This window comes from Pseudomonas sp. I2 (assembly GCF_040984075.1).
Lineage (GTDB): Bacteria > Pseudomonadota > Gammaproteobacteria > Pseudomonadales > Pseudomonadaceae > Aquipseudomonas > Aquipseudomonas guariconensis_B.
This window is the reverse complement of record NZ_JBCGFQ010000031.1, coordinates 1-22,140: the sequence shown is the minus strand read 5'-3', so window position 1 is coordinate 22,140 and position 22,140 is coordinate 1. Positions and strand designations below refer to the sequence as shown.

General features: G+C 68.3%; 23 protein-coding genes. 18 read left to right on the top strand and 5 right to left on the bottom strand.

Annotation, left to right across the window (positions count from 1 at the left end; all coding sequences use genetic code 11):
* Positions 1 to 15: 15 nt before the first annotated feature.
* The 18 genes from WCE05_RS16775 to WCE05_RS16690 all read left to right on the top strand — a co-directional run bounded on the left by WCE05_RS16775 (position 16) and on the right by WCE05_RS16690 (position 15,363).
* Positions 16 to 1,995 (top strand): cytochrome D1, encoded by a 1,980-nt coding sequence (locus WCE05_RS16775; protein ID WP_253080078.1) that lies wholly within the window; start codon positions 16 to 18, stop codon positions 1,993 to 1,995.
* Positions 1,992 to 2,669, top strand: coding sequence for an SCO family protein (locus tag WCE05_RS16770; protein WP_225790104.1), 678 nt, complete (start codon positions 1,992 to 1,994; stop codon positions 2,667 to 2,669). The genes WCE05_RS16775 and WCE05_RS16770 overlap by 4 nt, the downstream gene beginning before the upstream one ends.
* Entirely contained in the window at positions 2,666 to 3,328 is a 663-nt protein-coding gene (locus WCE05_RS16765; protein WP_368816188.1) for an SCO family protein, read from the top strand. Before WCE05_RS16770 ends, WCE05_RS16765 begins: the two co-directional genes overlap by 4 nt.
* Positions 3,329 to 3,333: 5 nt before the next feature.
* Positions 3,334 to 4,854: an ABC transporter substrate-binding protein gene (locus tag WCE05_RS16760; protein ID WP_368816187.1), complete on the top strand. Its 1,521-nt coding sequence runs from the start codon at positions 3,334 to 3,336 to the stop codon at positions 4,852 to 4,854.
* A gap of 12 nt (positions 4,855 to 4,866) precedes the next feature.
* Positions 4,867 to 5,508: a SurA N-terminal domain-containing protein gene (locus WCE05_RS16755; protein ID WP_368816186.1), complete on the top strand. Its 642-nt coding sequence runs from the start codon at positions 4,867 to 4,869 to the stop codon at positions 5,506 to 5,508.
* Between the two features lie 240 nt (positions 5,509 to 5,748).
* Positions 5,749 to 6,282 carry a response regulator gene (locus WCE05_RS16750; RefSeq protein ID WP_225790108.1) on the top strand — a complete coding sequence of 178 codons (534 nt, stop codon included), beginning with the start codon at positions 5,749 to 5,751 and terminating at the stop codon, positions 6,280 to 6,282.
* A gap of 69 nt (positions 6,283 to 6,351) precedes the next feature.
* Positions 6,352 to 8,088, top strand: coding sequence for a GspE/PulE family protein (locus WCE05_RS16745; protein WP_368816185.1), 1,737 nt, complete (start codon positions 6,352 to 6,354; stop codon positions 8,086 to 8,088).
* A complete protein-coding gene (locus tag WCE05_RS16740; RefSeq protein ID WP_225790110.1) occupies positions 8,069 to 8,851 on the top strand; it encodes a hypothetical protein in 783 nt (260 codons plus the stop codon). Before WCE05_RS16745 ends, WCE05_RS16740 begins: the two co-directional genes overlap by 20 nt.
* A 1-nt stretch (position 8,852) precedes the next feature.
* Entirely contained in the window at positions 8,853 to 9,395 is a 543-nt protein-coding gene (locus tag WCE05_RS16735) for a PilN domain-containing protein (protein WP_253080083.1), read from the top strand.
* A complete protein-coding gene (gene pilO, locus WCE05_RS16730) occupies positions 9,382 to 9,933 on the top strand; it encodes a type 4a pilus biogenesis protein PilO (RefSeq protein WP_225790112.1) in 552 nt (183 codons plus the stop codon). Before WCE05_RS16735 ends, pilO begins: the two co-directional genes overlap by 14 nt.
* A complete protein-coding gene (locus WCE05_RS16725; protein WP_368816184.1) occupies positions 9,933 to 10,457 on the top strand; it encodes a hypothetical protein in 525 nt (174 codons plus the stop codon). The genes pilO and WCE05_RS16725 overlap by 1 nt, the downstream gene beginning before the upstream one ends.
* Entirely contained in the window at positions 10,454 to 12,331 is a 1,878-nt protein-coding gene (locus tag WCE05_RS16720; RefSeq protein ID WP_225790114.1) for a secretin N-terminal domain-containing protein, read from the top strand. The genes WCE05_RS16725 and WCE05_RS16720 overlap by 4 nt, the downstream gene beginning before the upstream one ends.
* The gene (locus WCE05_RS16715) at positions 12,328 to 12,801 is read left to right on the top strand and encodes a type II secretion system protein (RefSeq protein ID WP_225790115.1); all 474 of its coding nucleotides are present in this window, start codon (positions 12,328 to 12,330) and stop codon (positions 12,799 to 12,801) included. The genes WCE05_RS16720 and WCE05_RS16715 overlap by 4 nt, the downstream gene beginning before the upstream one ends.
* A 5-nt stretch (positions 12,802 to 12,806) precedes the next feature.
* Positions 12,807 to 13,181, top strand: coding sequence for a type II secretion system protein (locus WCE05_RS16710; protein ID WP_253102347.1), 375 nt, complete (start codon positions 12,807 to 12,809; stop codon positions 13,179 to 13,181).
* On the top strand, positions 13,156 to 13,683 hold the full coding sequence (locus WCE05_RS16705) for a type II secretion system protein (protein ID WP_368816183.1): 528 nt from the start codon (positions 13,156 to 13,158) through the stop codon (positions 13,681 to 13,683). The genes WCE05_RS16710 and WCE05_RS16705 overlap by 26 nt, the downstream gene beginning before the upstream one ends.
* Positions 13,680 to 14,084 (top strand): curli production assembly/transport protein CsgE, encoded by a 405-nt coding sequence (csgE, locus tag WCE05_RS16700; RefSeq protein ID WP_225790118.1) that lies wholly within the window; start codon positions 13,680 to 13,682, stop codon positions 14,082 to 14,084. Before WCE05_RS16705 ends, csgE begins: the two co-directional genes overlap by 4 nt.
* On the top strand, positions 14,081 to 14,497 hold the full coding sequence (locus tag WCE05_RS16695; RefSeq protein WP_225790119.1) for a curli assembly protein CsgF: 417 nt from the start codon (positions 14,081 to 14,083) through the stop codon (positions 14,495 to 14,497). The genes csgE and WCE05_RS16695 overlap by 4 nt, the downstream gene beginning before the upstream one ends.
* Positions 14,498 to 14,526: 29 nt before the next feature.
* The gene (locus WCE05_RS16690; protein WP_253080086.1) at positions 14,527 to 15,363 is read left to right on the top strand and encodes a CsgG/HfaB family protein; all 837 of its coding nucleotides are present in this window, start codon (positions 14,527 to 14,529) and stop codon (positions 15,361 to 15,363) included.
* Positions 15,364 to 15,627: 264 nt separating this feature from the next.
* On the opposite strand, the gene alkB is transcribed toward WCE05_RS16690, so the two are convergent.
* The 5 genes from alkB to WCE05_RS16665 all read right to left on the bottom strand — a co-directional run bounded on the left by alkB (position 15,628) and on the right by WCE05_RS16665 (position 22,023).
* Positions 15,628 to 16,272 carry a DNA oxidative demethylase AlkB gene (alkB, locus tag WCE05_RS16685; protein WP_253080087.1) on the bottom strand — a complete coding sequence of 215 codons (645 nt, stop codon included), beginning with the start codon at positions 16,270 to 16,272 and terminating at the stop codon, positions 15,628 to 15,630.
* A 177-nt stretch (positions 16,273 to 16,449) separates the two neighbouring features.
* Positions 16,450 to 17,895 carry a curlin gene (locus WCE05_RS16680; RefSeq protein WP_253080088.1) on the bottom strand — a complete coding sequence of 482 codons (1,446 nt, stop codon included), beginning with the start codon at positions 17,893 to 17,895 and terminating at the stop codon, positions 16,450 to 16,452.
* 16 nt (positions 17,896 to 17,911) lie between these two features.
* Positions 17,912 to 18,394: a curlin gene (locus WCE05_RS16675; protein ID WP_253080089.1), complete on the bottom strand. Its 483-nt coding sequence runs from the start codon at positions 18,392 to 18,394 to the stop codon at positions 17,912 to 17,914.
* Positions 18,395 to 18,415: 21 nt separating this feature from the next.
* Positions 18,416 to 20,644, bottom strand: coding sequence for an Ig-like domain-containing protein (locus WCE05_RS16670; RefSeq protein WP_368816182.1), 2,229 nt, complete (start codon positions 20,642 to 20,644; stop codon positions 18,416 to 18,418).
* Positions 20,645 to 20,676: 32 nt separating this feature from the next.
* Positions 20,677 to 22,023: a hypothetical protein gene (locus WCE05_RS16665; protein WP_225790129.1), complete on the bottom strand. Its 1,347-nt coding sequence runs from the start codon at positions 22,021 to 22,023 to the stop codon at positions 20,677 to 20,679.
* Positions 22,024 to 22,140 lie beyond the last annotated feature (117 nt).

Below are 22,140 nucleotides of genomic sequence, written 5' to 3'. Positions count from 1 at the left end.
AGGGGGAGCGTGAGCATGGACAAGAAGACCCGCCCCGCCTACCTGGGGGTATTGCTGGGAGTGGCGCTGATCGGCCTGGGGGTGGCCTACGACAAACTCTGGTGCGACCCCCGCGAGCTGCTGCAGGCACCTGCCGATCCGCAGGCCCTGCACCGGCTCAGCCGGGATGGCGTGACCGTGGAGTTCGAGGCCCGGCCACTGGAGGGCGGCGAGCTGCGTGAAGGCAGTTTCGCCAACATCCGCTTCAAGGTCAGCGACCAGAGTAGCGGCCAGCCCTTGTCGGGCATGGCCCCGGGGGCCTGGCTGGACCCGGCGCAAGCGGCCCCCGCCGGGGACCGTGACAGCAGTTGCAAGGCCCGCGTGGCGCTGTTTCTCAAGAGCAGCATCGGCGCCCGGCCGTTGCTCGACCTCAACAGCTACTTCTTGCTGGTGCTGAACAGGGACGCCAGCCTGACGGTGATCGACCCCACGGTGTCGGTGGGGGGCGTCACCAGCACCCTGGCCCGCATCGACCTGCCGGGGCGGCCCATGGACTGGGTGGCCACCGGCGACGACAAGCAGGTGTTCGTGTCGATGCCCGAGCGTGGCCAGGTGGCGGTGATCGATACCGAGACCTTCCGCCACGTGACCAGCCTGGACGCCGGCGAACAACCGCTGCGCGTGGCCCTGCAGCCGGACCAGCGCCGGCTGTGGGTGGGCAACAACAGCAGCGACCCGGCCAAGGGCGGGGTGACGGTGATCGACGTGCCCAGCCGCGGCACCCTGAAGTTCTTCGCCACCGGCTCCGGGCATCACGAGATCGCCTTCAGCGCCGACTCGCGCTACGCCTTCGTCAGCAACCGCGATGCCGGTACCCTGAGCGTCATCGATGCCGCCGAGATGCGCTTGGTCAAGACCCTGGAGGTCGGCCCGCACCCGCTGTCGGTGGCCTACTCGGCGCTGTCCCAGGCGGTCTACGTGGTCGACGGCAAGGAAGGCACGGTGCAGGTGATCGACGCCCGCAGCCACCAACTGCGCCATACGGTCAAGGCCAGCCAGGGCCTGGGGCCAATGCGCTTCAGTGGCGACGGGCGCTACGGCGTGGTGCTCAATACCCTGGAGAACCAGGCCGTGGTGATCGATGCCAGCAACGACCGGTTGATCCACCGTATCCCGGTGGCGGCCGAGCCGTACCAACTGGTGTTCACCAAGGGCTATGCCTACGTGCGTGGCCTGGCCTCGCCGAAGGTCAGCATGATCAACCTGGGCAGCCTGGGCGAGGGGCGCGAGCCGATCGTCCAGGGTTTCGAGGCCGGCGCCGCCGCACCGCGCCAGGCCGGCGACCTGCCGTTGGCCCAGGGCCTGTCGGTGGCGCGCGATGACAACTCGGTGTTCGTGGTCAACCCGGTGGACAATACCACCTACTTCTATGCCGAGGGCATGAACGCGCCGATGTCCGGCTACAACAACCGTGGCCATCAGGCCCGCGCGGCGATCGTCATCGACCGCAGCCTGCGCGAGCTGGCCCCAGGCGTGTACGGCTCGACCGTGAAGATGCCGGCGGCCGGGACCTTCGACGTGGCTTTCCTGCTCAACCAGCCGCAGATCATCCATTGCTTCAGTACCGACGTGGCGGCGGTGCCTGGCGCGGCGGCCCGGCGCAAGGGCGTGCACGCCGAGTTCCTCGGCAGCGACCAGCCGGCGATACAGCACAACCCCTTCGTCACCCGGGTACGCATCCTCGGCAGCGATGGCCAGCCGCGCCTGGGCCTGCGTGACCTGAGCCTGCGCTACTTCCTGGCGCCCTCGTCGATGCCGCGCAGCCTGCCGCTGGAAGAAATTGGCGACGGGGTCTACCAGGTGTCGCTGCAACTGGCCGAGGCGGGTGCCTGGTACCTGCACCTGCAGTCGCCTTCGCTCGGACGCAAATTCACCGAAGAAAACTACACCAGCCTGCGCGTCTTGCCCGCCGCAGCATCCACCGCTTCCCAAGGGGAACCCAGGAGTGTGCGATGAACGCCAATCGTCCCAAGCTGCTCGCCCTCGGCCTGCTGCTGGCCAGTAACCTGGCCCTGGCCCACGCCGGGCATGACCACAGTGCCCAGGAGCATGCCGGCCATGCCGCGCAGGTGCCGGCGGCTCACCAGGAAAAGGCCAGCGTGCGCTTCGCCGACGTTGCCTTGCTCGACCAGGACGGCCTGCCGGTACGCCTGGAAAAGGACCTGGTGGGCGACCGCCTGGTGGTCATGGGCTTCATCTACACCAGTTGCACCACGGTATGCCCGGTGGTCTCGTCGATCATGTCCAAGGTCCAGCAGCAACTGGGCGGGCGGGTTGGCGAGGAGGTCCAGCTGGTGTCGATCAGCGTCGATCCGCAGCGTGACGATCCCAAGCGCTTGCTGGGCTACGCCAAGGCTTTCCAGCATGGGCCGGGCTGGCGCTGGCTGACCGGCTCGCCCTATGCCATCAGCGAAACCCTCAAGGGCCTGGGCAGCTTCAGCGCCGACCTGGCTCAGCACCCGCCGCTGATCATGGTCGGCGACGGGCGCAGTGGCCAGTGGACACGCTACTACGGCTTCACCGACCCGCAGGTGCTGATCGAGGAGGTCAACCGCCTCAGCGCCCGACGGGTGCACGCCAAGAGCACCGCCATCGCCGCCACGCCTGACCACCAGGAGGTGCACCCATGAGCAACCCGGCCACCCGCCGCGCCAGCATGCGCGGCCTCGACTGGCTGGCCCTGGCCGGCTGCCTGTGGATCCTCGCCTCGGTGGCGCTCGCCCACGAGGGCCATGGCCCGGCAACGCCGTCGTTGCCACCGGCGCCCCCGCCGATGGCCAGCGGCGGCACCCATGATGCCCAGGCCTGGTTCACCGATACCCTGCTCAAGGACCAGAACGGGCGCGAGCTGCGTTTCTACAGCGACGTGCTCAAGGACAAGGTGGTGATGCTCAATGTCATCTTCACCCACTGCACCGACGCCTGTCCGCTGATCACCCGCAAGTTGCGCGAGGTGCGCGAGGCCATGGGGACGGAGTTGGCCAGCCAGGTCACCTTCGTCTCGATCAGCAGCGACCCGGCCAACGACACGCCGGCGGTGCTCAAGGCGTTCGCCGAGAAGCAGGGGGTGGACGGGCCGAACTGGCTGTTCCTGACCGGCGGGCAGGACGAGGTCGAACAGGTGTTGGGACGCCTCGGGCAGTTCCTGCCCAGCCCCGAGCAGCATTCGACGCAACTGATCGCTGGCGATGTGGCCGGCAAGCGCTGGAGCAGGATCCGCCCGGATGCGCCCGCCGTCGCGATCGCCCAGCGCATGCAGTTGCTGGCCCAGCCACTGGCAGGTCGGTGAACGCCATGGGCCGGCTGCTGGCACTGTGGCTGGGCCTGTCCCTGTGCGGAGCGGCCGTGGCCCTTGACCTGAACGAGCAGGAACAGGCCGGCAGGCGCCTGTACCGCGAGGGTGTGTCGAGCAGCGATGCCCAGGTGCTGGCACGGGTCGGTGCCAGCGACGTGCAGGTGCCCGCCAGCGTATTGCCCTGTGCCAGCTGCCATGGCAACGATGGCCGTGGCCGCGCCGAGGGCGGCGTGCGCCCGCCGAGCCTGGACTGGCAGCGCCTGGCCGTGGGGCAGGGGGCGCGCCAGGTCAACAACCGGCGCTACCCGGCCTACACCGAGGCTAGCCTGGCCCGGGCCATCCAGCATGGCCTGGACCCGGCCGGCAACCGCCTGGACCCGGCCATGCCGCGCTTCGACCTGAGCCTGGCCGACCAGCGCAACCTGACCGCCTACCTCAAGCGCCTGGCCGAAGAGCGCGACCCCGGCGTGGAGGAGGCCGTGCTGCGCCTGGGCACCCTGTTGCCCACGCACGGGCCATTGGCCGAGGCGGGCAGGGTGGTGCGCGCGGTCCTGGAGGATGGCCTGGCGCAGCTCAACCAGCAGGGCGGCCTCCATGGCCGTCGCCTGCAACTGGTGGCGCTCGACCCGGGGCCGGACCGGGACAGCGCCCAGCAGGCCTTGGCGCGCTTGCTGGACGACGAGCAGGTGTTCGCCCTGGTCGCCCCGCTGGCCCCGATGCTCGACGCGCACCTGGCCGGCGAACTCGAACGGCGTGGCGTGCCGCTGGTCGGCAGCACCCCGCGCAGCGGCGCCAGCCCGCAGATCTTCGACCCGTTGCCTGGCCTGCCCGAGCAACTGCTGAGCCTGGCCAGGCATGCCCGCGACAGCCTGGGCCTGGCTTCCGACGGGCTGCAGGTGGTGTATGCCGGGGCAGAGCAGGCGGCGCTCGCCGAGACCGTGCGCCAGCGCCTGCAAGGCGCCGGCTGGGCCCCACCGCCGACGCAGGCGTTCGAGGGCCAGGCGCCGGACGGCCAGGGCATCGTCTTTCTCGGCCGTGCCCAGGCTTTCGCCGAACTTGCCGGAGCGCTGCACGCCGCCGGGCGCCAGCCGTACCTGTTCGCCGCCTCCAGCCAGGTGGCTGGCGCCGTGCCTGGCCTTGCGCAGCCCTGGTCGCAGCGGCTGTTCCTGGCCTACCCGTTCCTCCCCGGCGACTGGACCGAGCAGGGGCGTGCCACCCTGGCCGGCCTGCAACGCCGCCAGGGCCTGGACAGCCGCCAGGCGTCGCTGCAGGTGGGCACCTGGTGCGCCCTGCGCCTGCTGGCCGAGGCCCTGAAGCAGGTGGGCCGCGACGCCAGCCGCGAGCAACTGGTGCGTACCCTGGAAGGCCTGCACGACGTGGACACCGGCCTGACCCCGGCCCTGGGCTTCGGCCCGGGGCGGCGCCAGGGGCTGGCCGGCGCCCATGTGGTCCAGGTGGCTCTGCCTGGGCCACGCTTTCACGCCGTCGCCCCGTACCGGGCCATTCCTGATACCCCTTGAATGGAGGTCGCCATGCGAATCCTGTTGCTGTGCCTGTTGCTCGGTAGCCTGCCGAATGCCTGGGCCGACTTGGTGGCGGCGCGGGTCAATGGCGTGGAGATCAGCGTCATGCGCCTGGAGCGCTACTTCAGTGAATACCTCCAGGAACAGGGGCGGGCGCTCGCCAGCATTCGCAGCCCGAGCCTGTACAAGCGCCTGCGCGACCAGGCCCTGGACGAGCTGATCGACAAGGAGCTGCTGTGGCAGGAGGCCGGTCGGCGGGGTATCGTCGTCGATGAGGCACAGGTGGCCGCGCGGCTCGACCAGCTGGAACGGGCCTTCGGCAGCGCCGCGGCGTTCGAGCGCCGCCTGGCCGAGGCCGGCTTCGATAGGGCAGGGTTCGCCGACTACACTCGTCACGAGATGGCCGCCCAGCAGGTGTTCGCCCAGCTGACCGCCATCGATGCGCCCAGCGAGGCCGAGGTCGAGGCCTTCTATCAGGCGAATCGGCAAAGACTGCAGGGGACGCAGAACCAAAGTGATAACGCTTCGGTCGAAGGGGAACAGGGCCTGGCCATGGCCAGGGCCGCGCTGGTCGGGCAGTTGCAGGCCCAGGCGTGGCAGTCGGTGCGCCAACGCCTGCGTGAAGGGGCGCAGGTGGAGCGGGCGCGCTGACCCACCTCCGAGCTGGCTTTCCCCACTTCTGGGGAATAACGCAGGGCAAAAGGCCATCAGGTTTCCCCGCATCTGGGGGGAGCCTGCCTGGCATGCGCCGGACAGTGTGGAGGCAACCCAGCAGATCAATGACTTACAACGGTGCGACATGACTATTCACGCCTGGCACGAAGCCTGCTCAAGCCTGTATGAGGCCGCACTTCGCAGACCGGGAAACCGGGCAGTTCTTGGGAGTCGACCTTGGTGAACAGAGTATTGGTAGTCGATGACGAGCAGACCCTTGCACAGAACCTGCAGGCCTACCTGCAGGCGCAAGGCCTGGAAGTCCATGTCGCCCATGACGGTGCCACGGGTATCGGCCAGGCCACAGCCCTGGCGCCGGATGTGATCGTGCTGGATTACCGCTTGCCCGATATGGAGGGGTTCGAGGTCCTGGAGACCGTGCGCAGGAACAGGCAGTGCCATTTCGTGCTGATCACCGCCCACCCGACCGCCGAGGTCCGTGAGCGGGCCGCCGAGCTTGGCGTCACCCATGTCCTGTTCAAGCCGTTCCCGTTGGCGGAGCTGGCCCGCGCGGTGTTCGACCTGATGGGCATGGAGCGCCAGCGCGCGGCAGCGGACACACAGGCCGAGGGTTTCGTCGAACGACGCCAGAACAGGAACGAGACGTTCCCCCTGCAGTTGTACGATGGCAGCTGGGTCCTGGCCGATCGCCGCCGCAACGGCGCCAAGCCCCCCGAACCTGACGACGACCAACTGCTCACCGGGGAATAGCGGCGCCCGCGGCCACTTTGGAACTCCCGAACCAGCCTGCGACGCGCCCTCTGAGCGGAGTCGCAGGTCATGCCCGAAGCCACCGATCCAGCCGTCGACGCATACCCTGTAGAAGCAGGCTCGCCCGTGCAAGGGCCGCTGCCGACGTCTCAACCTTGCGCCTACCCCCGCGAACTGCTCGCCCAGGCCCGTCTCGAGGCCGGTGACGAGCGCCTGCTGAGTTGCCTCGAACGCCTTGCCGGCGACACCCCTGCCACCTTCACCCAGCGCCTGGGCGCCACCTTGCATTTCCCGGTGCTCGACAGCCAGGGGCTGCTGGCCAGCACGCCGGTCTTCGAACAGGTCAGCCTGGCCCAGTGCCTGAAACGTGAATTCGCCCAGGTGCTGCGTGGCGGCGAGGTCATCGGCGTATTCGCCGACCCGTTCGACAACGCCCGCCTGGCCTGGATCGACGATTGCCTGCAGGGCGCGCCGCTGTACCTGGCCCATGCCGCGGACCTGGCCGCCTTCCTGGCGCGCCAGGAGGAGAGCTTCCACGCCATCGACGCCCTCGGCCAGGACGCCGAGCCCGGCGCCGAAGCCGACCCGCTGCAGCGCCTGTCCCTGGCCAGCATCAGCGAAGACCAGAGCCGGGTGGTCAAGCTGGTCAACTCGACCCTCTACGATGCCCTCAAGCAGCACGCCAGCGATATCCACCTGGGCATGACTGGCCAGGGCCTGACCATCAAGTACCGCATCGACGGCGTGCTCAATGGGGCTGGCAAGGCCAGCGGCAGCGCCTTCGCCGAACAGGTCATCTCGCGCATCAAAGTCATGGCCGAGCTGGACATCGGCGAGAAGCGCGTGCCCCAGGACGGCCGCTTCAAGGTCGCCTTGGGCGAGCGGCAGATCGACTTTCGCGTGTCGATCATGCCGAGCATCTTCGGCGAAGACGCGGTGCTGCGGGTGCTCGACAAGCAGGACCTGTCCGATCAGGTCAGCGGCGTACAGCTGCAGGCCCTGGGGTTCGCCGACGAGACCCTGCGCGCCTTGCGCCGCCTGGCCGCCGAACCCTACGGCATGATCCTGGTCACCGGCCCCACCGGCAGCGGCAAGACCACCACCCTCTACGCCATGATCAGCGAGATCAACCACGGCGTGGACAAGATCATCACCATCGAGGACCCGGTCGAATACCAACTGCCGGGGGTGCTGCAGATCCCGGTCAACGAGAAGAAGGGCCTGACCTTCGCCCGTGGTCTGCGCTCGATCCTGCGCCACGACCCGGACAAGATCCTGGTCGGCGAGATCCGAGACCCCGACACCGCGCAGATCGCCGTGCAGTCGGCGCTCACCGGGCACCTGGTGTTCACCACCATCCATGCCAACAACGTCTTCGACGTGATCGGCCGCTTCAGCCAGATGCAGGTCGACCCCTACAGCTTCGTTTCCGCGCTCAACGCCGTGCTGGCCCAGCGCCTGATCCGGCTGGCCTGCCCGCACTGTGCGCAGGCCTGCGCGCCGAGCGACGAAACCCTGGCCGCCTCGGGCCTCACCCGGGCGGCCGTCGGCGGCTGGATCTTCGTCCGCGCCCAGGGCTGCGGCCAGTGCCGTGGCAGTGGTTATCGCGGACGCAGCGCCATCGCCGAGCTGCTGCACCTGGACGACGACCTGCGGCAGATGATCGTCGAACGTCGCCCCCTGTCGCAGATCAAGGCGCTGGCCTGCCAGCGCGGCCTGCGCCTGCTGCGCGCCTCGGCCCTGGACCTGGTCCGCGAAGGCCGCACCACACTCGAGGAGATCAACCGTGTCACCTTTATCGCCTGATCGCTATTGCGCCGTGCTCGGCGCCGAGGGTGTCGGCCTGGGTCGCTGGCACGCACGTCAACACCAGTGGCTGGGCAGCCGCAGCTTCGCCTGCGCAGCCGGCCAGCCGGCTTGGGTCGCGCCCTTGGAGGCGCTGGCCGCGCTGCTGGCCGAGCAGGGCGTACGCGGTGCCCAGTTGCGGGTCTTGCTGTCGGCCCGCTACAGCCGTTTTTGCCTGGTCCCCTGGAGCGACGCCATTGGCCATCCACGGGAGCGGGATGCCTATGCCCGGGCCTGCTTCGAGCACCTCTACGGCCAGCCCCTGGACGACTGGCGCATCGTGTTGTCGGCGGAGCCGGCGGGGGTTGCGCGCATCGCCACGGCGTTGCCCGAGGGCCTGCTGCAGGGGCTGCAGGCGCTAGGCCAGGAGAGCCGGCTGCGCCTGCGTTCGGTGCAGCCGTACCTGATGGCCGCCTACAACCGCAGCCTGGCCCAGCTGGAGCAGGGCGACTTCCTGTTCGTCCTCGCCGAGCCGCGCCGCAGCGTGCTGTTGCTGGCGGCCGGAGGCGCCTGGCAGCAAGTGTTGGCCCAGGGCTGCGCCGACAACGACCAGGCCTTGCAGGCCTTGATCGAGCGCACCTGCGAGCTGTATGGCGAGCGCCTGCCGCGCATCTACCTGCACGCCCCGGGGCGTGAGCAGGTGCCACAACTGGCGGCGGTGCAGCTGTGCCCGCCGGCGGGTGACAGCGACCCGCTGTGCGCCATGTGGCGGGCGGTGGCCTGACATGCGCCGCCTGGACCTGGAATTCCAGCCCCGGCGCAGCAGCCCGCTGGCCTGGGCGTTGCTGGCCCTGGGCTGCTGCGCCCTGGCACTGCTGGTGCTGGTGCAGCAACGGCTGCAAGGCGAGCAACTGGACCTGGAGGCCCGGGTGCACCAGCTTGAGCAGCAGCTCGGCCGCCGCCCGGCCACCGCCGCGCCGCAGAGCAGCGCCGCCAGCCGCGAGCAGGCCGAGCAACTGGCGCAGATGCGCCACGTCTCGCAGCAGTTGCAACGGCCCTGGGAGCAACTGTTCGCCATGCTCGAAGCCCAGCCCCAGGAAGACGTCGCCTTGCTCAGCCTCACCCCCGATGCACGCAAGGGCCAGGTCCGCATCGCCGCCGAGGCGCGCAACCTGGAGGCCATGCTGCAGTACCACCAGCGCCTGGAGCGCAGCGCCGAGTTGCACGATGTCTCGCTGCTCAACCACGAGGTGGTGTCTGGCCAGCCCGAGCGTCCGGTGCGCTTCAACCTCACCGCCACCTGGGAGACCGGCCATGCACGTCCCTAGCCTGATCGTCCATGAACACCTGGCTCGCCTGGGCCGGGCCGGCCTCGGCGCGGTGCTGGTGGCGCTGCTGGCGCTGTTCGTCGCCTGTGCCTGGGTACTGCCCCAGTGGCAGGCCGTGCGCGAGCTGCGCGCCAGCGAGGCGGATGCCCGTGTGCAGGTCCAGCGCCTGCAGCGTGGCGAACTGAAGGTGGCGGCCAAGCCCGAGCAACAGGTGCTGGATGGCTTGCGCCGGCAACTGCCCGGCCAGCCCCAGGCCAGCGAACTGATCGAGCGCTTGTACCGCCTGGCCAGTGCCGAGCGCATCAGCCTGGCCCGTGGTGAATACGCCCTGGGCATCGATCCCAAGACCCGGCTGGCGCGCTACCAGATCGTCCTGCCGGTGCGCGGCAGCTACCCACAGATCCGTGGCTTTCTCCAGGCATTGCCCGGCGCGCTGCCGACTCTGGTGCTGGAGGACCTGGAGCTGCAACGCAAGCGCATCGGCGACGGCGAGCTCAATGGCCGCCTGCGCATGACCCTCTACCTGTCGAGGTCGTGATGAACACTCAGCGCGTGGTGATGTGGATGGGCTTTCTGGGCTTGAGCGCTGCCTTGGCCTGGGCGCCGGGGCACTGGTTCGGCCAGGAAGACAGCGTCGTTCCCTTCGCGGGCAAGCCCGCTCCCACAGGCGTCGTGGGCGCCGCTGAACCCGTGGGCGAGCGCTCGTCGGGGCGTCGAGGCGCCGTGACAGGGCCGGCCCAGGCCCCACGAAACCTGTTCCCGGTGCAGCAATGGAGCCAGCCCAAGGTCCTGGCCAGCGTGACCGAACGCCCTGTGATCGCCGCCCCGGTGGCCGCCGTCGCGCCCACCGCGCCGACGCTGCCGTTCCAGTTCGTCGGCCGCCTGGGCGATCGCGATGACCTGCAGGTGTTCCTGCAGAACGGCGAGAAGCTCTACGTCGTGCGCCAGGGCGACGTCATCGACGACACCTACCGCCTCGACCACGTCTCGGCCACCGAGCTGAGCCTGGTCTATCTGCCACTGCACCAGCCACAGACGCTGTTTGTCGGGAGCGCACCATGAAGCCATCGAAGTCGTGCAAGCCTGCTCCGTTCATGCTCCTGGCCCTGTGCGTGGCCTTGGCCGGTTGTGGCTCGAGCGCCGTGCGCAAGGACAGCGACGCGCTGTTCAAGGAAGGGCAGTACGAGGCCGGCATCGCCCGCCTGGAAGAGGCACTGCGCGACAAACCGCGCGACACCGAGCTGAACATCGCCCTGGCCCATGGCCGCCAGCGCGCGGTCGAGGCCCTGCTGGCCCAGGCCGACAGCGACCGTAGCCGCCATGACTTCAGCGGTGCGCGCATGGGCTATGGCCGAGTGCTGACCATCGAGCCGAACAACCGCCGCGCCCAGGAAGGTATCCGCCAGCTGGAGTTGATGCGTACCCTCGATGAGCGCGTCGCCCTGGGCCAGGCGGCGCTGCGTCAGGGCGACCTGTTCGGTGCCGAGCGCCACATGCGCGAAGTGCTGCGCCTGGACCCGCAGAACCAGAAGGGCATCATCCTGCGCAGCGACATCGAGAACGTCCAGGCGCGTACCGCCCAGCCGTTCCCGCAACTGCGCAGCAAGCTGGAGCGGCCGGTGACCCTGGAGTTCCGCGACGCCAACCTCAAGACCATCTTCGAGGTGCTGGCCCAGGTGGCCGGCATCAACTTCATCTTCGACAAGGACCTGCGCCCCGACATGAAGGCCACCATTTTCGTGCGCGAGGTGCGCATCGAGGACGCCGTGGCCCTGCTGCTGGAGCAGAACCAGTTGCACCAGAAGATCGTCAACGACAACACCCTGCTGATCTACCCCGCGTCGCCGCAGAAGACCAAGGACTACCAGGAACTGGTCATGCGCACCTTCTACCTGACCAGCATCGACGCCAACACCGCGCTGAACATGCTCAAGACCATGCTCAAGACCCGCGACGTGTTCGTCGACGAGCGCCTCAACACCCTGACCATGCGCGACACCCCCGACGCCGTGCGCATGGCCGAGAAGCTGCTGCAGTCGCAGGACCAGTCCAACCCCGAGGTGGTACTGGAAGTCGAGGTGATGGAGGTGGCCCGCTCGCGCATCCTCGACCTCGGCCTGCAATGGCCCAACACCTTCGGCGTGCTCAACGACCAGGGCAACCCGGTCAGCGTGCTCGACCAGTTGCGCGGCATCAACTCCAGCCGCATCAGCATCGGCCCGGCACCCCAGGCCAAGATCAATGCCGCGGACAAGGGCATCAACACCCTGGCCAGCCCCGTGATCCGTGTCAGCAACCGCGAGCAGGCGCGCATCCACATCGGCCAGCGGGTGCCGATCGTCAGCGCCACCTCGGTGCCTTCGACCCAGGGCCCGGTGATCACCGAGAGCATCACCTACCTGGATGTGGGCCTCAAGCTCGAAGTGCAGCCCACCGTGCACCTGAACAACGAGGTGGCGATCAAGGTGGCCCTGGAGGTGAGCAATGCCACGCCCCTGGAGCCGACCCGCCAGGGCACCATCCCGGTCCAGGTCGACACCCGCAATGCCCAGACCAGCCTGCGCCTGCACGATGGCGAGACTCAGGTGCTGGCCGGCCTGGTACGCAACGATCACAGCTCCAACGGCAACAAGATCCCAGGCCTGGGCGACATCCCTGGGTTGGGCCGGCTGTTCGGTAGTCATCGCGACGACATGAGCAAGTCCGAACTGGTGCTGGCGATCACCCCGCGCATCGTGCGCAACCTGCCGTATCAGAGCCCGTCGGACATGGAGTTCGCCACCGGTACCGAGTCCAGCCTGCAGGTACGCCAACTGGCCCAGCCGCTGCCCTCGGGCGGGCTGCCGGCCGAGGCTCCGCTCGATGCGCCCGCCGACGCGCCGTTGGCCGAAGGCCAGATGGCCGTCGTGCCGCCCACCCGGAGCCCACGGCCATGAAACGCCCGCAGCGTGGTTTCAGCCTGATCGAGGTGGTGCTGACCCTGGCGCTGCTCGGGCTGCTCGCCAGCATGGCCGCGCCCTTGACCGAGACCGTGGTGCGCCGCAACAAGGAACAGCAACTGCGCGAGGCGCTGTACCAGATCCGCGACGCCATCGATGCCTACAAGCGCGCCTTCGACGCCGGCTACATCGAGAAGCGCCTCAATGCCAGCGGCTACCCCCCGAACCTGCAGGTGCTGGTGGACGGCGTGCGTGACGTGCGCAGCGCCAAGGGTGCCAAGTTCTACTTCCTGCGCCGTATCCCCCGCGACCCATTGCTCGCGGCCAAGGACGACGACCAGGGCGGCTGGGGCCTGCGCGCCTACGACAGCAGCGCCGACGACCCGCGCCAGGGCGAGGACGTGTTCGACGTGTATTCCCGGGCCCGCGGCAAGGGCCTCAACGGCATCCCCTACGGGCAATGGTGACGGCGATGAAACGTAGCCTGGGTTTCACCTTGATCGAACTGCTGGTGGTGATGGCGATCATCGCCACCCTGATGACCATCGCCATGCCGCGCTACTTCGACAGCCTGGAGGCCTCCCGCGAGGCGACCCTGCGCCAGAGCCTGGCGGTGCTGCGCGAGGCCCTGGACCACTACTACGGCGACACCGGCAGCTACCCCGAGTCGCTGGAGCAACTGGTGGAGGCGCGCTACCTGCGCAATACGCCGGTCGACCCGATCACCGAGCGCAGCGATGCCTGGCAACTGGTGCCGCCGCCCGAGGGCGTGGCTGGCGGTGTGGCCGATATCAAGAGCGGAGCAACCGGGAGGGCGCGTGATGGCAGCCTCTATGCCCAATGGTAAGGCCTGCGCGGGCTTCACCTACCTGGGCGTGCTCTTGCTGATCGCGGTCGGCAGCCTGGCCCTGGCCGCCAGCGGCAGCCTCTGGTCGGCGACCGCCCAGCGCGAGCGTGAGCGCCAGTTGCTGTGGGTCGGCGGCCAGTACGCCCAGGCCCTGCGCAGTTACTACCGGGCCTCACCGGGCCTGGCCCAGTACCCCCAGGAGCTGCGCGAGTTGCTGGAGGACAACCGTTTTCCCTCGCCGAAACGGCATATCCGCAGGCTCTACCCGGACCCGATCGAGGGCAGCGACGACTGGGGCCTGCTGCGCTCGATCGATGGCCGCATCACCGGCGTGCACAGCCGCTCGGATGCCACGCCGCACAAGCGCGCCGGCTTCGACGCCCAGTGGTCCGCGTTCGAAGGGCTGGAGCACTACAGCGACTGGCAGTTCGTCGCCGAGCAGGCCTTCGCCGAGGGTGGCAACGCCACGTTCCGTCATGCCGGCCCGGGAGATACGCCATGAAACGCCTGGTCATGATCGGCTGGCTGTGCCTGTTGCTGGGCGCCTTGCCCAACGGTGCGGCCCGCGCCAGTGCCGAGGACGAGATGATGGGTTTCATCGTCGACCACACCATCTCGCACATCGGCCACGACTTCTACAACGCCTTCACCGACCGCCTGCGCGCCACCAGCCGCCTGGATTTCAACCTGGTGGTGCGCGAGCGCCCCGATGCCCGCTGGGGCAGCCTGGTGACGGTGGAGTACGAACGCGAGGTGCTGTACCGGCGCTTCCTGCCGCCCAACACCACGCAACTCAAAGACGAGGCCGTCGCGGCCGCCGACCTGGTCAAGCAGCAGATCATCCAGCGCAAGCTGCAGCGCCTGCTACAGGACACCACCGATCTGGAGAGGGACGAGCTATGAACAACCGCATTCCCCGTTGTATCGCCGCCTGCCTGCTGGCCGGCGCCGCCGCGGGCCTGGCCCAGGCCACGGAGCTGGTGTACACGCCGGTCAACCCGGCGTTCGGCGGCAACCCGCTCAACGGCACCTGGCTGTTGAACAACGCCCAGGCGCAGAACGACTACGACGACCCAGACCTGAAGAAGCGTACCTCGTTCAGCGGCACCTCGGCCCTGGAGCGCTTCAGCAACCAGCTCGAGTCGCGGCTGCTGTCGCAGTTGCTGGACAACATCAGCAACGGCACCACCGGCAGCATGTCCACCGACTCATTCCTGATCGACGTCATCGACGATTCCGGCGCCTTGAGCATCAAGGTCACCGACCGTGCCACAGGCGAAGTCTCGATCATCGAGGTCAGCGGCCTGAACCCCTGAGAGGGACGGGTCAATAGGGGAGAACGACCATGAAACGCCTGCTGAGCACACTGCTGATCCTCGCCACCTTGCAAGGCTGCGGCCTGCGCGAGCCGATGCCCGCCGAACAGGACACCGAGACGCCGACCCTGACGCCTCGGGCTTCCACCTACTACGACCTGTTGAACATGCCACGGCCCAAGGGACGGCTGATGGCGGTGGTGTACGGCTTTCGCGACCAGACCGGGCAGTACAAGCCGACCCCGGCCAGTTCGTTCTCCACCAGCGTCACCCAGGGCGCGGCGAGCATGCTGATGGATGCCCTCAATGCCAGCGGCTGGTTCGTGGTGCTCGAACGCGAAGGCCTGCAGAACCTGCTGACCGAGCGCAAGATCATCCGTGCCTCGCAGAAGAAGCCCGACGTCGCGCCCAACATCCAGAGCGAGCTGCCACCGCTGCAGGCCGCCAACCTGATGCTCGAGGGCGGCATCATCGCCTACGACACCAATGTACGCAGCGGCGGGGAGGGCGCCCGCTATCTGGGCATCGGCGCCTCCCGCGAGTACCGGGTCGACCAGGTCACCGTCAACCTGCGCGCGGTCGACGTGCGCACCGGGCAGGTGCTGGCCAACGTCATGACCAGCAAGACCATCTACTCGGTCGGGCGCAGCGCCGGGGTGTTCAAGTTCATCGAGTTCAAGGAACTGCTCGAGGCCGAGGTGGGCTACACCACCAACGAACCGGCCCAACTGTGCGTGCTCTCGGCGATCGAGGCGGCGGTGGGGCACCTTTTGGCGCAAGGTATCGAGCGGCGGCTGTGGCAGGTGGCGGGGGACGGCGGGGGCGACAAGGCGGTGTTGGAGAAGTACCTGAGCCAGAATCAGTAGGAGTAGGTGGCTTCTGGCTGTAAGCCAGTCCAGCCCAGTGAATGGACAGCAAATCAGCGTCTCGGTAGGACAGGCGGAAACCTGCGCCGTGGCAAGCTGAGTAACCTCGCCGGGTCGGAGAAGTCCGACCCGGTTTTTTTACTTTTTTGGTCTGGAGGCTCAGTTTCAAAGTTCTTCCTGCCAAAAATCGAGCGGTGCTGCAAAACACGGGGAGGCATGCGCGTTTCCGAGCCTGGTGGCCAACGAGACTGAGTCGATAGGGGATCAACCCGCCTTGCGCAACGTCAGGTTGATCCGCCGCTCGCCCAGGCGTGGATGCACGCCTGGCTTGATTGGTAGCACACCGTGAAAGCGCAGGCGATCTTCGCCGCCCCAGACCAGCACGTCGCCGTGGCCCAACGGTATGTGCCGGGGCCGGTCCGACCGTTGCAGCCCACCGAACAGGAACACCGCCGGCAAGCCTAGCGAGATCGACACTATCGGTTGGCCGAAGTCCGCTTCGTCACGGTCCTGGTGCAGGCTCAGGCGGGTGCCGGGCAGGTAGTGGTTGACCAGGCAGGCGTCCGGGACGAAACCGTCGAAGCCGGCAGTGGCCGCAGCGCGGCCGGCCAGGTCGAGCAGTATCGGCGGCAGGGCGGGCCAGGGTTGGCCGCTGACCGGGTCGGTCGGGCTGTAGCGATAGCCCTTTTCGTCACTCACCCAGCCCAGCGACCCGCAGTTGGTCAAGGCCACCGCCATGTGCAGGCCGCCCGGGGTGCGCATGTGCCGGAAGGGCGCGGCGCGCAGGACCGGGCGCAAGGCGTCGAGCAGCGCCTCGACCTCGGGCACGGCGAAGCCGGGCAGCAGCACGGTCTGGCTGGCCAGGCGTTGCGGCTGGGGGCCGAACAGGTCGAGGTCGGACTGGATCATGGTGCTGGCACGGGTCGGAGGTCTGGCCATTGTAGCGTTGTGGGGCTTTTCGTGGATAAGCCTTCTCACAAAGGTTCACTGCGGTGCTGACTTGGGTGGGCTTGCCGACGGGGGGAGAGGGACAAAAAGGAACCGCGGCGCCAGGGAGAAGCACACCGCGGTCCAAGGGGGAGGGGGTTATTGCTGGGTCACGGTCGCCAGGTTGGCGTTGCCGTACTGGGTGATGGTGGCGGTCTGGTTGGCGCCGCTCTGGTCGACGAAGGCCAGGTTGGCGTTGCCTCCCTGTGTCACGAAGGCGACGTTGACACCATCGGCCTGCTTGATGGTGGCTTCGTTGCCGCTGCCGTACAGCTGGTAGGTGTAGCTCTGGTTGCCATAGCCGGACTGCTCGAGGGTGATGGCGTTGCCGCTGCCGGCGCTCAGGCCCGTGGCGTAGTTGTCGCTGCCGCGCTGGTCGGCGATCAGCAGGTTGTCGCTGCCGTTCTGCTCGAAGTACAGCTCGTTGTTGCTGTCGACCTGGTTGGTCTGCATCTGGTTGCCGGTGCCTTTCTGGTTCAACTGGGCCAGCTGGTTCATGCCGTCCTGGGTCAGGTTGACGCCGTTGCCGGTGCCGGTCTGGTTGATCTCGGCACGCTGGCCGCTGCCGAACTGGCCGCCGGGTTTCTCGCCCTTCCAGTTGCTGGCCATGATCTTGTTGCCATTGCCGGTGGTGGTGATGCTCAGGCTGTGGTTGTCACCGGTCTGGTAGGTGAAGTGCAGGTTGTCGCTGCCGTTCTGGGAAATGCTGGTCACCGACTGGGTGGTCTCGTACTGATCCGACCAGCTGGCGTTACGCTGGCCGTTCTGGGTCAGGCTGGCGGTGTTGGCCTGGCCGAAGCTCTGGTCGATGTAGCCTTCGTTGAGCTGGCCTTGCTGGTACACGGCGGCCTGGCTGGCGTTCTGGTTGTCTTGCCAGACCTCCATGGAGTTGCCGGTGCCGTACTGCAGGATGCCGATGGTGCCGCCCAGGCCGTCGCGCTGGTCGCCGTAGGCCCAGTTGGCCGAGCCGTCCTGGTAGATCTGGATGTCGCCGTCCTGGTGGCTCAGGTGCTCGGCGGCGGCGAAGTTGCCGCTGCCGCCTTGCATGATCAGGCTGCGGTTGTTGGTGCCGCCGAACAACTGTTCGACGACCGCCTCGTTGCCACTGCCCCATTGCTGGGTGGTGGCCTGGCTGCCCACCTGGGTGTCCTGGAACACCAGCGAGACGTTGCCGGTGCCTTGCTGGGCCTGCAGGGACTGGTTGTTCTCGCCGATCGACTGGCTGGCGAAATTGTCGTTGAGGGTGCCGCTGGACTGCTGGGTGATCTGGCTGCCGTTCTCGTACAGCTGTTCGCCGTAGCCGGCGTTGTACGAGCCGGTGGCGCTCTGCTGGATGTCGCTGGTGCTGTTGTCCTGCACGGCCATGTGGTTGTGGCCCTGGCCGGTCTGGTGCTGGGTGGCCGAGGCGAAGGGCGCGAGGCTCTGCAGGACCTCGGCGATGTTCTCGTTGCCCTGCTGGGTCTGGGTCGAGGTGCTGTCGTCGGCCATGACCTGGCCGGCCAGGGCCAGCACGATGGCGGCGCTTAGGGGAGCGAGCTTGAACATGATGGTGCCTCCAGGTCTATCGGTATTGGGTGATGTGAATCTGCTGGCCGTTGCCGGCCTGGGTCACGGCGCTGGTGAGCCCGCTGCCGTGCTGTTCGATGTTGGCCGTGTTGTAGTCGCCGATCTGTTCGATCGACGCGCTGTTGCGGCTGCCACGCTGCTGGATCGACGCGCTGTTGCCTTGGCCCTGCTGGGTGATCGACGCCATCAGGTCGCTGCCTTCCTGCAGGATGAACGCCTCCTGCGCGCCCCCGGCCTGGACGATGCGGCCCAGCAGGGCCTGGCCGTTCTGGTCGAGGGCGGCGCGGTTGCCCGTGCCCTGCTGCTCGATCACCGCCAACTGGCCGGCGCCGGCCGGCAGCAGGCGGACGATCGACGGCTCGCCGAGGTCGTTGCCGGCGGCAAGGTCGGCGTTGTCCATCAGGTCATCGGCCCAGCCGGGCGGGATGGCCTGGCCCACCAGGGCCAGGCCGAGCAGCAGTGGATACAGGCGTTGCATGGCGTCTCTCCCTGGCCTTGGCTACTGCACGTTCACCGGCACGGTGCGTTCGCTGCCCTGGCTGCTGCGGATGATCGCCGTCGGGTTGGCCGTCGGGATCACCGTGGTGCTGTTGCTCACCGCCAGGCGCCAGCGGCCGGTGATCGGCACTGCGACGCTGCCCAGGGTCACCAGGCCGTTCGGGGTGGTCACCTGCACCGTGACGGTGTTGCCGGTGGTCACCGACGACGTGCCGCTGATATCCCAGTTGAAGCGGTTGTTGGAGCGCGCCGTGACGCTGGCCGCGGTGACCGTGAAGGTCTCCTGGGCCGGGCGTGGCGACACCTGCACGGTAACCGTGCCGCTGCCGGAGAGCGCCCCCAGGGCATCGCGCGCCACGTAGGTGAAGCTGGTGCTGAACGGGGCGGTGACGGTGCCCGGCGGTGTGTAGGTGACCACGCTGCCATCGGTGCTGACCGTGCCTCGGCCGGCCGGTGGCTGGGTGACGCTGGCCACGCTCAGCGGCAGGTTGCCTTCCGGGTCGCTGTCGTTGGCCAGCACGTCGATGGTCAGCGGCACGCCCAGGGTCGCGACGCTGTCCGGCACTGCCGTCGGCGGCTGGTTGGGCGCGACATTGACGGTCACGGTGGCCGGCTCCGACTTCAGGCCCTTGGCGTCCTGGGCGCGATAGCTGAAGGTGGCCACCAGTGGCGAGGTGGCACCGGGCGGCGGGGTGTAGGTCACCGCGGTGCTGCCGTTGAGTACCACCGAGCCGAGGCCGGTACCGGGCTGGGTCAGGTCGGCGATGCTCAGTGGCAGGTTGCCGTCCGGGTCGCTGTCGTTGGCCAGCAGGTTGAGCGTCACGGGGACGCCGACGCTGGTGCTGCCGCTGTCGGGCTGGGCCAGCGGCGGCTGGTTCTCGGCTTCCACCGGCGCGCTGCCGACCACCACCACCGGCTCGACGTCGCTGCCGCCGGCGGCGGACTTGACGGTGACGCTGGCAGGTGGCTGGGCGAGGTCATTGACCGTCAGGCTCTGCAGGGTACCGGCCTTGGACAGGCGACCATAGCCCTGGGCGACCAGGTCCGGGACCTGCACTTCATCGCTGGAGCTGGCCTCGATGACCAGGCGCTTGTTGGCCCAGTCGTAGCGCGCGGTACGAATCTTCACCACGTCGCTGAGGGTGCTCGACAACGACGTTGGGCGGGTGGCACCGGTGCTGCTGCTGGCGGTGACCACCACCACCGCAGGCGGTGCGGCCTGGCTCAGTTGCTGGCTGAAGAACAGCCCGTTGTTGTCGGTCAGCAGGTTGAACTGGCAGGGCGAGGGCGGCGTACCGATCAGCTCCAGGCCGTTGCGCATGCACAGGCTGGCGCTGTTCGGTGCCTTGGCGAACAGCTCGACGCGGGTCCCGGCGGCATTGCGCTGGTAGGTGGCGCGCTGCAGCTCCACCGGGGTCTGGGCACGTGCGTCGAGGACCTTGCCGGAGACGGTGAAGAGGTTGGTCTGGATGGTCCCGGCCGGGCCTTCTATACGCACGAAGTTGGTGTTGAATGGGCTGCCGGTGACGGCTTGGGTGATGTTCGGGTCGCCGACGAAGGTCTCGGTGGCACCGGTGTCCGGGTTGACTTCGGTGTAGGGCCCGTCGACGCTGCGCAGGAACGGCCCGAGGTTGCCGTTGAGCGCGCCGGTGAAGTTGCCCGGGCCGCCGATGCCGATGTCGCGGGTCATGTTGATCGCGCGTCGGCCGGTGGAGGTGACGTTGATGGTCTCGACCCCGTAGGGGTGGGTGATGGTGTAGACGCCGGTGCGTGGGATCGTGGCGCGGATGCGGATGCGGGCGAAGCTCTGCTGGTCGCCATCGACCGGCACCTCGGAGGCGAAGGCCGCCTCCAGGCCTGCGACGTAGACCTCCAGCTCGTAGCCGCTGTTGCCCACCTGCGGGATCTCGGTCTCGGCCAGGAACCAGAACAGCTCCGAGGGCCAGTTGTCCGGGAACACCATCGGCAGCCTGTCGTCGTAGCCTGGCTCGGCGGCGAGCATGCACATGTAGTTCGGCGCTGCCGGGGTGCCGGGCGCCCGCGAGCTGATCGCCCGCGACTGGCACAGTTCCAGGGACAGGTCGGTGGAGTCCTTGTACCACATCGGGTAGCGCCCGGTGGCCAGGGTGTAGGGGCCTGGATCGACCTCGGAGAGCGCGGCCCAGGCCACGCCGGAGAGGGTGAAGGAGAGCCCGGCGGCGCATAGCGCCCGGCGTGGCCAAGTGTTCATGCTGCCTCCTTGAAGGCGGAGCCTTTGTCTGTTCATGGCACCAGCACCACGTCTTCGCTGTCGCTGCCACCGTGGGCGCTGGTGACTTGCACCTTGGCCGGGGGGATCGGCGAGAGCCCGGTGGTGAGAGTCTTCACCGCGCCGTTGCCGGAGAGGCTGCCGATCAGGGCGCCGTTGCCGGTATGGGCGGTGAGGGCGGGCGGGCTGGTTTCGTCGCTGCTGCTGGCCACCAGGGTCAGCTGGCCGCTGGCCAGGCTGTATTCGGCGCGGCTGATGGTCACCAGGTCGGTCAGTGGCAGGTTGGCGCTGGTGGCGCTGCTGGTGGGGATGGCCACGCTGTTGTCGGCGTTGACCACCAGGGTGGTGGGCAGGCTCGGGTTGAGCGCCGACTGGGCGTACCAGGCACCGGTGCTGTTGGCTTCGGTCAGGGTCAGGTTGGGTGTCTGGCTGGTGAGGGTGACGCTGGCCGGCTGGGGTGGGGCCATGACGAAGACATCTTGCTGGGCGCGCAGGTCGCCGTTCTCGCTGTGCCGCGAGTAGGTGCTGCGCAGCGGCAGCAACGGGGTCGGCCGGTGCACCTCGGAGAGCTTGCCGGAGACGGCGAACAGCTCGGTGCGCAGGTCCAGGCCGTTGGGGCCCTCGATGCGCACGTAGTTGGTGTTGAACGGGCTGCCGGTGACAGCCTCCTCGAGGTTCGGGTCGCCGATGTAGCGTTCGCTGGCGCCGGTGACCGGGTTGGTCTCGGTGTAGGGGCCATTGACGCTGCGCAGGAACGGCCCGACGTCACCGGTGAGCGCGCCGTCGTAGGTGAGCGGGGTGCCGATGCCCAGGTCGCGGGTCATGTTGATCGCCCGGCGGCCGGGAGTCTCCACGTCGAACACATCGACGCCATAGGGGTGGGTGACCACGTAGGTACCGGCCACGGGCACGTCCACGCGGATCCGCACCCGGGCGAAGCTGATCTGGTCGCCATCGATGGGTTCCTCGACGCTGAACGCCGCCTCGAGTGCCGTGCCATAGCTCAACTCGATGCCACGGGCGGCATCGACGATCTCGGCATCGGCGGTGAACCAGAAGGCTTCGTCGGGGAAGTTGCCAGGGAACTGGATCGGCTGGGTATCGTCGAACACGCCCGGCGCCGGCGTCAGTGGGCACATGTAGGACGGTGCGCCGGGGGCGCCGCCGACACGTGAGCTGACGGCCTTGGACAGGCACAGGTCGAGGGTCCGGCCGTGGGTGTCCTGGTACCAGGCGGCGAACCTGCCGTTCTCGGGTAGGTAGGGGCCCGGGTCGACCGCATACAGCGCAGCCTGGGCCGGTAGCTGGAGCATGCTGGCAAGGATCGCCACTGCCAGCGGGTGGGGTATCGGTCGGTGCATGAGTCAATCCCTCCTGCAAACGGGCCCAAGGGGTTGGGGCGTCTGACGAGGGATCGGCAACAGCCGTGCCAGTTTGTGGATCTTGCCCTGCAGGCCTTGTGGCGCAAGGGCTGCGGT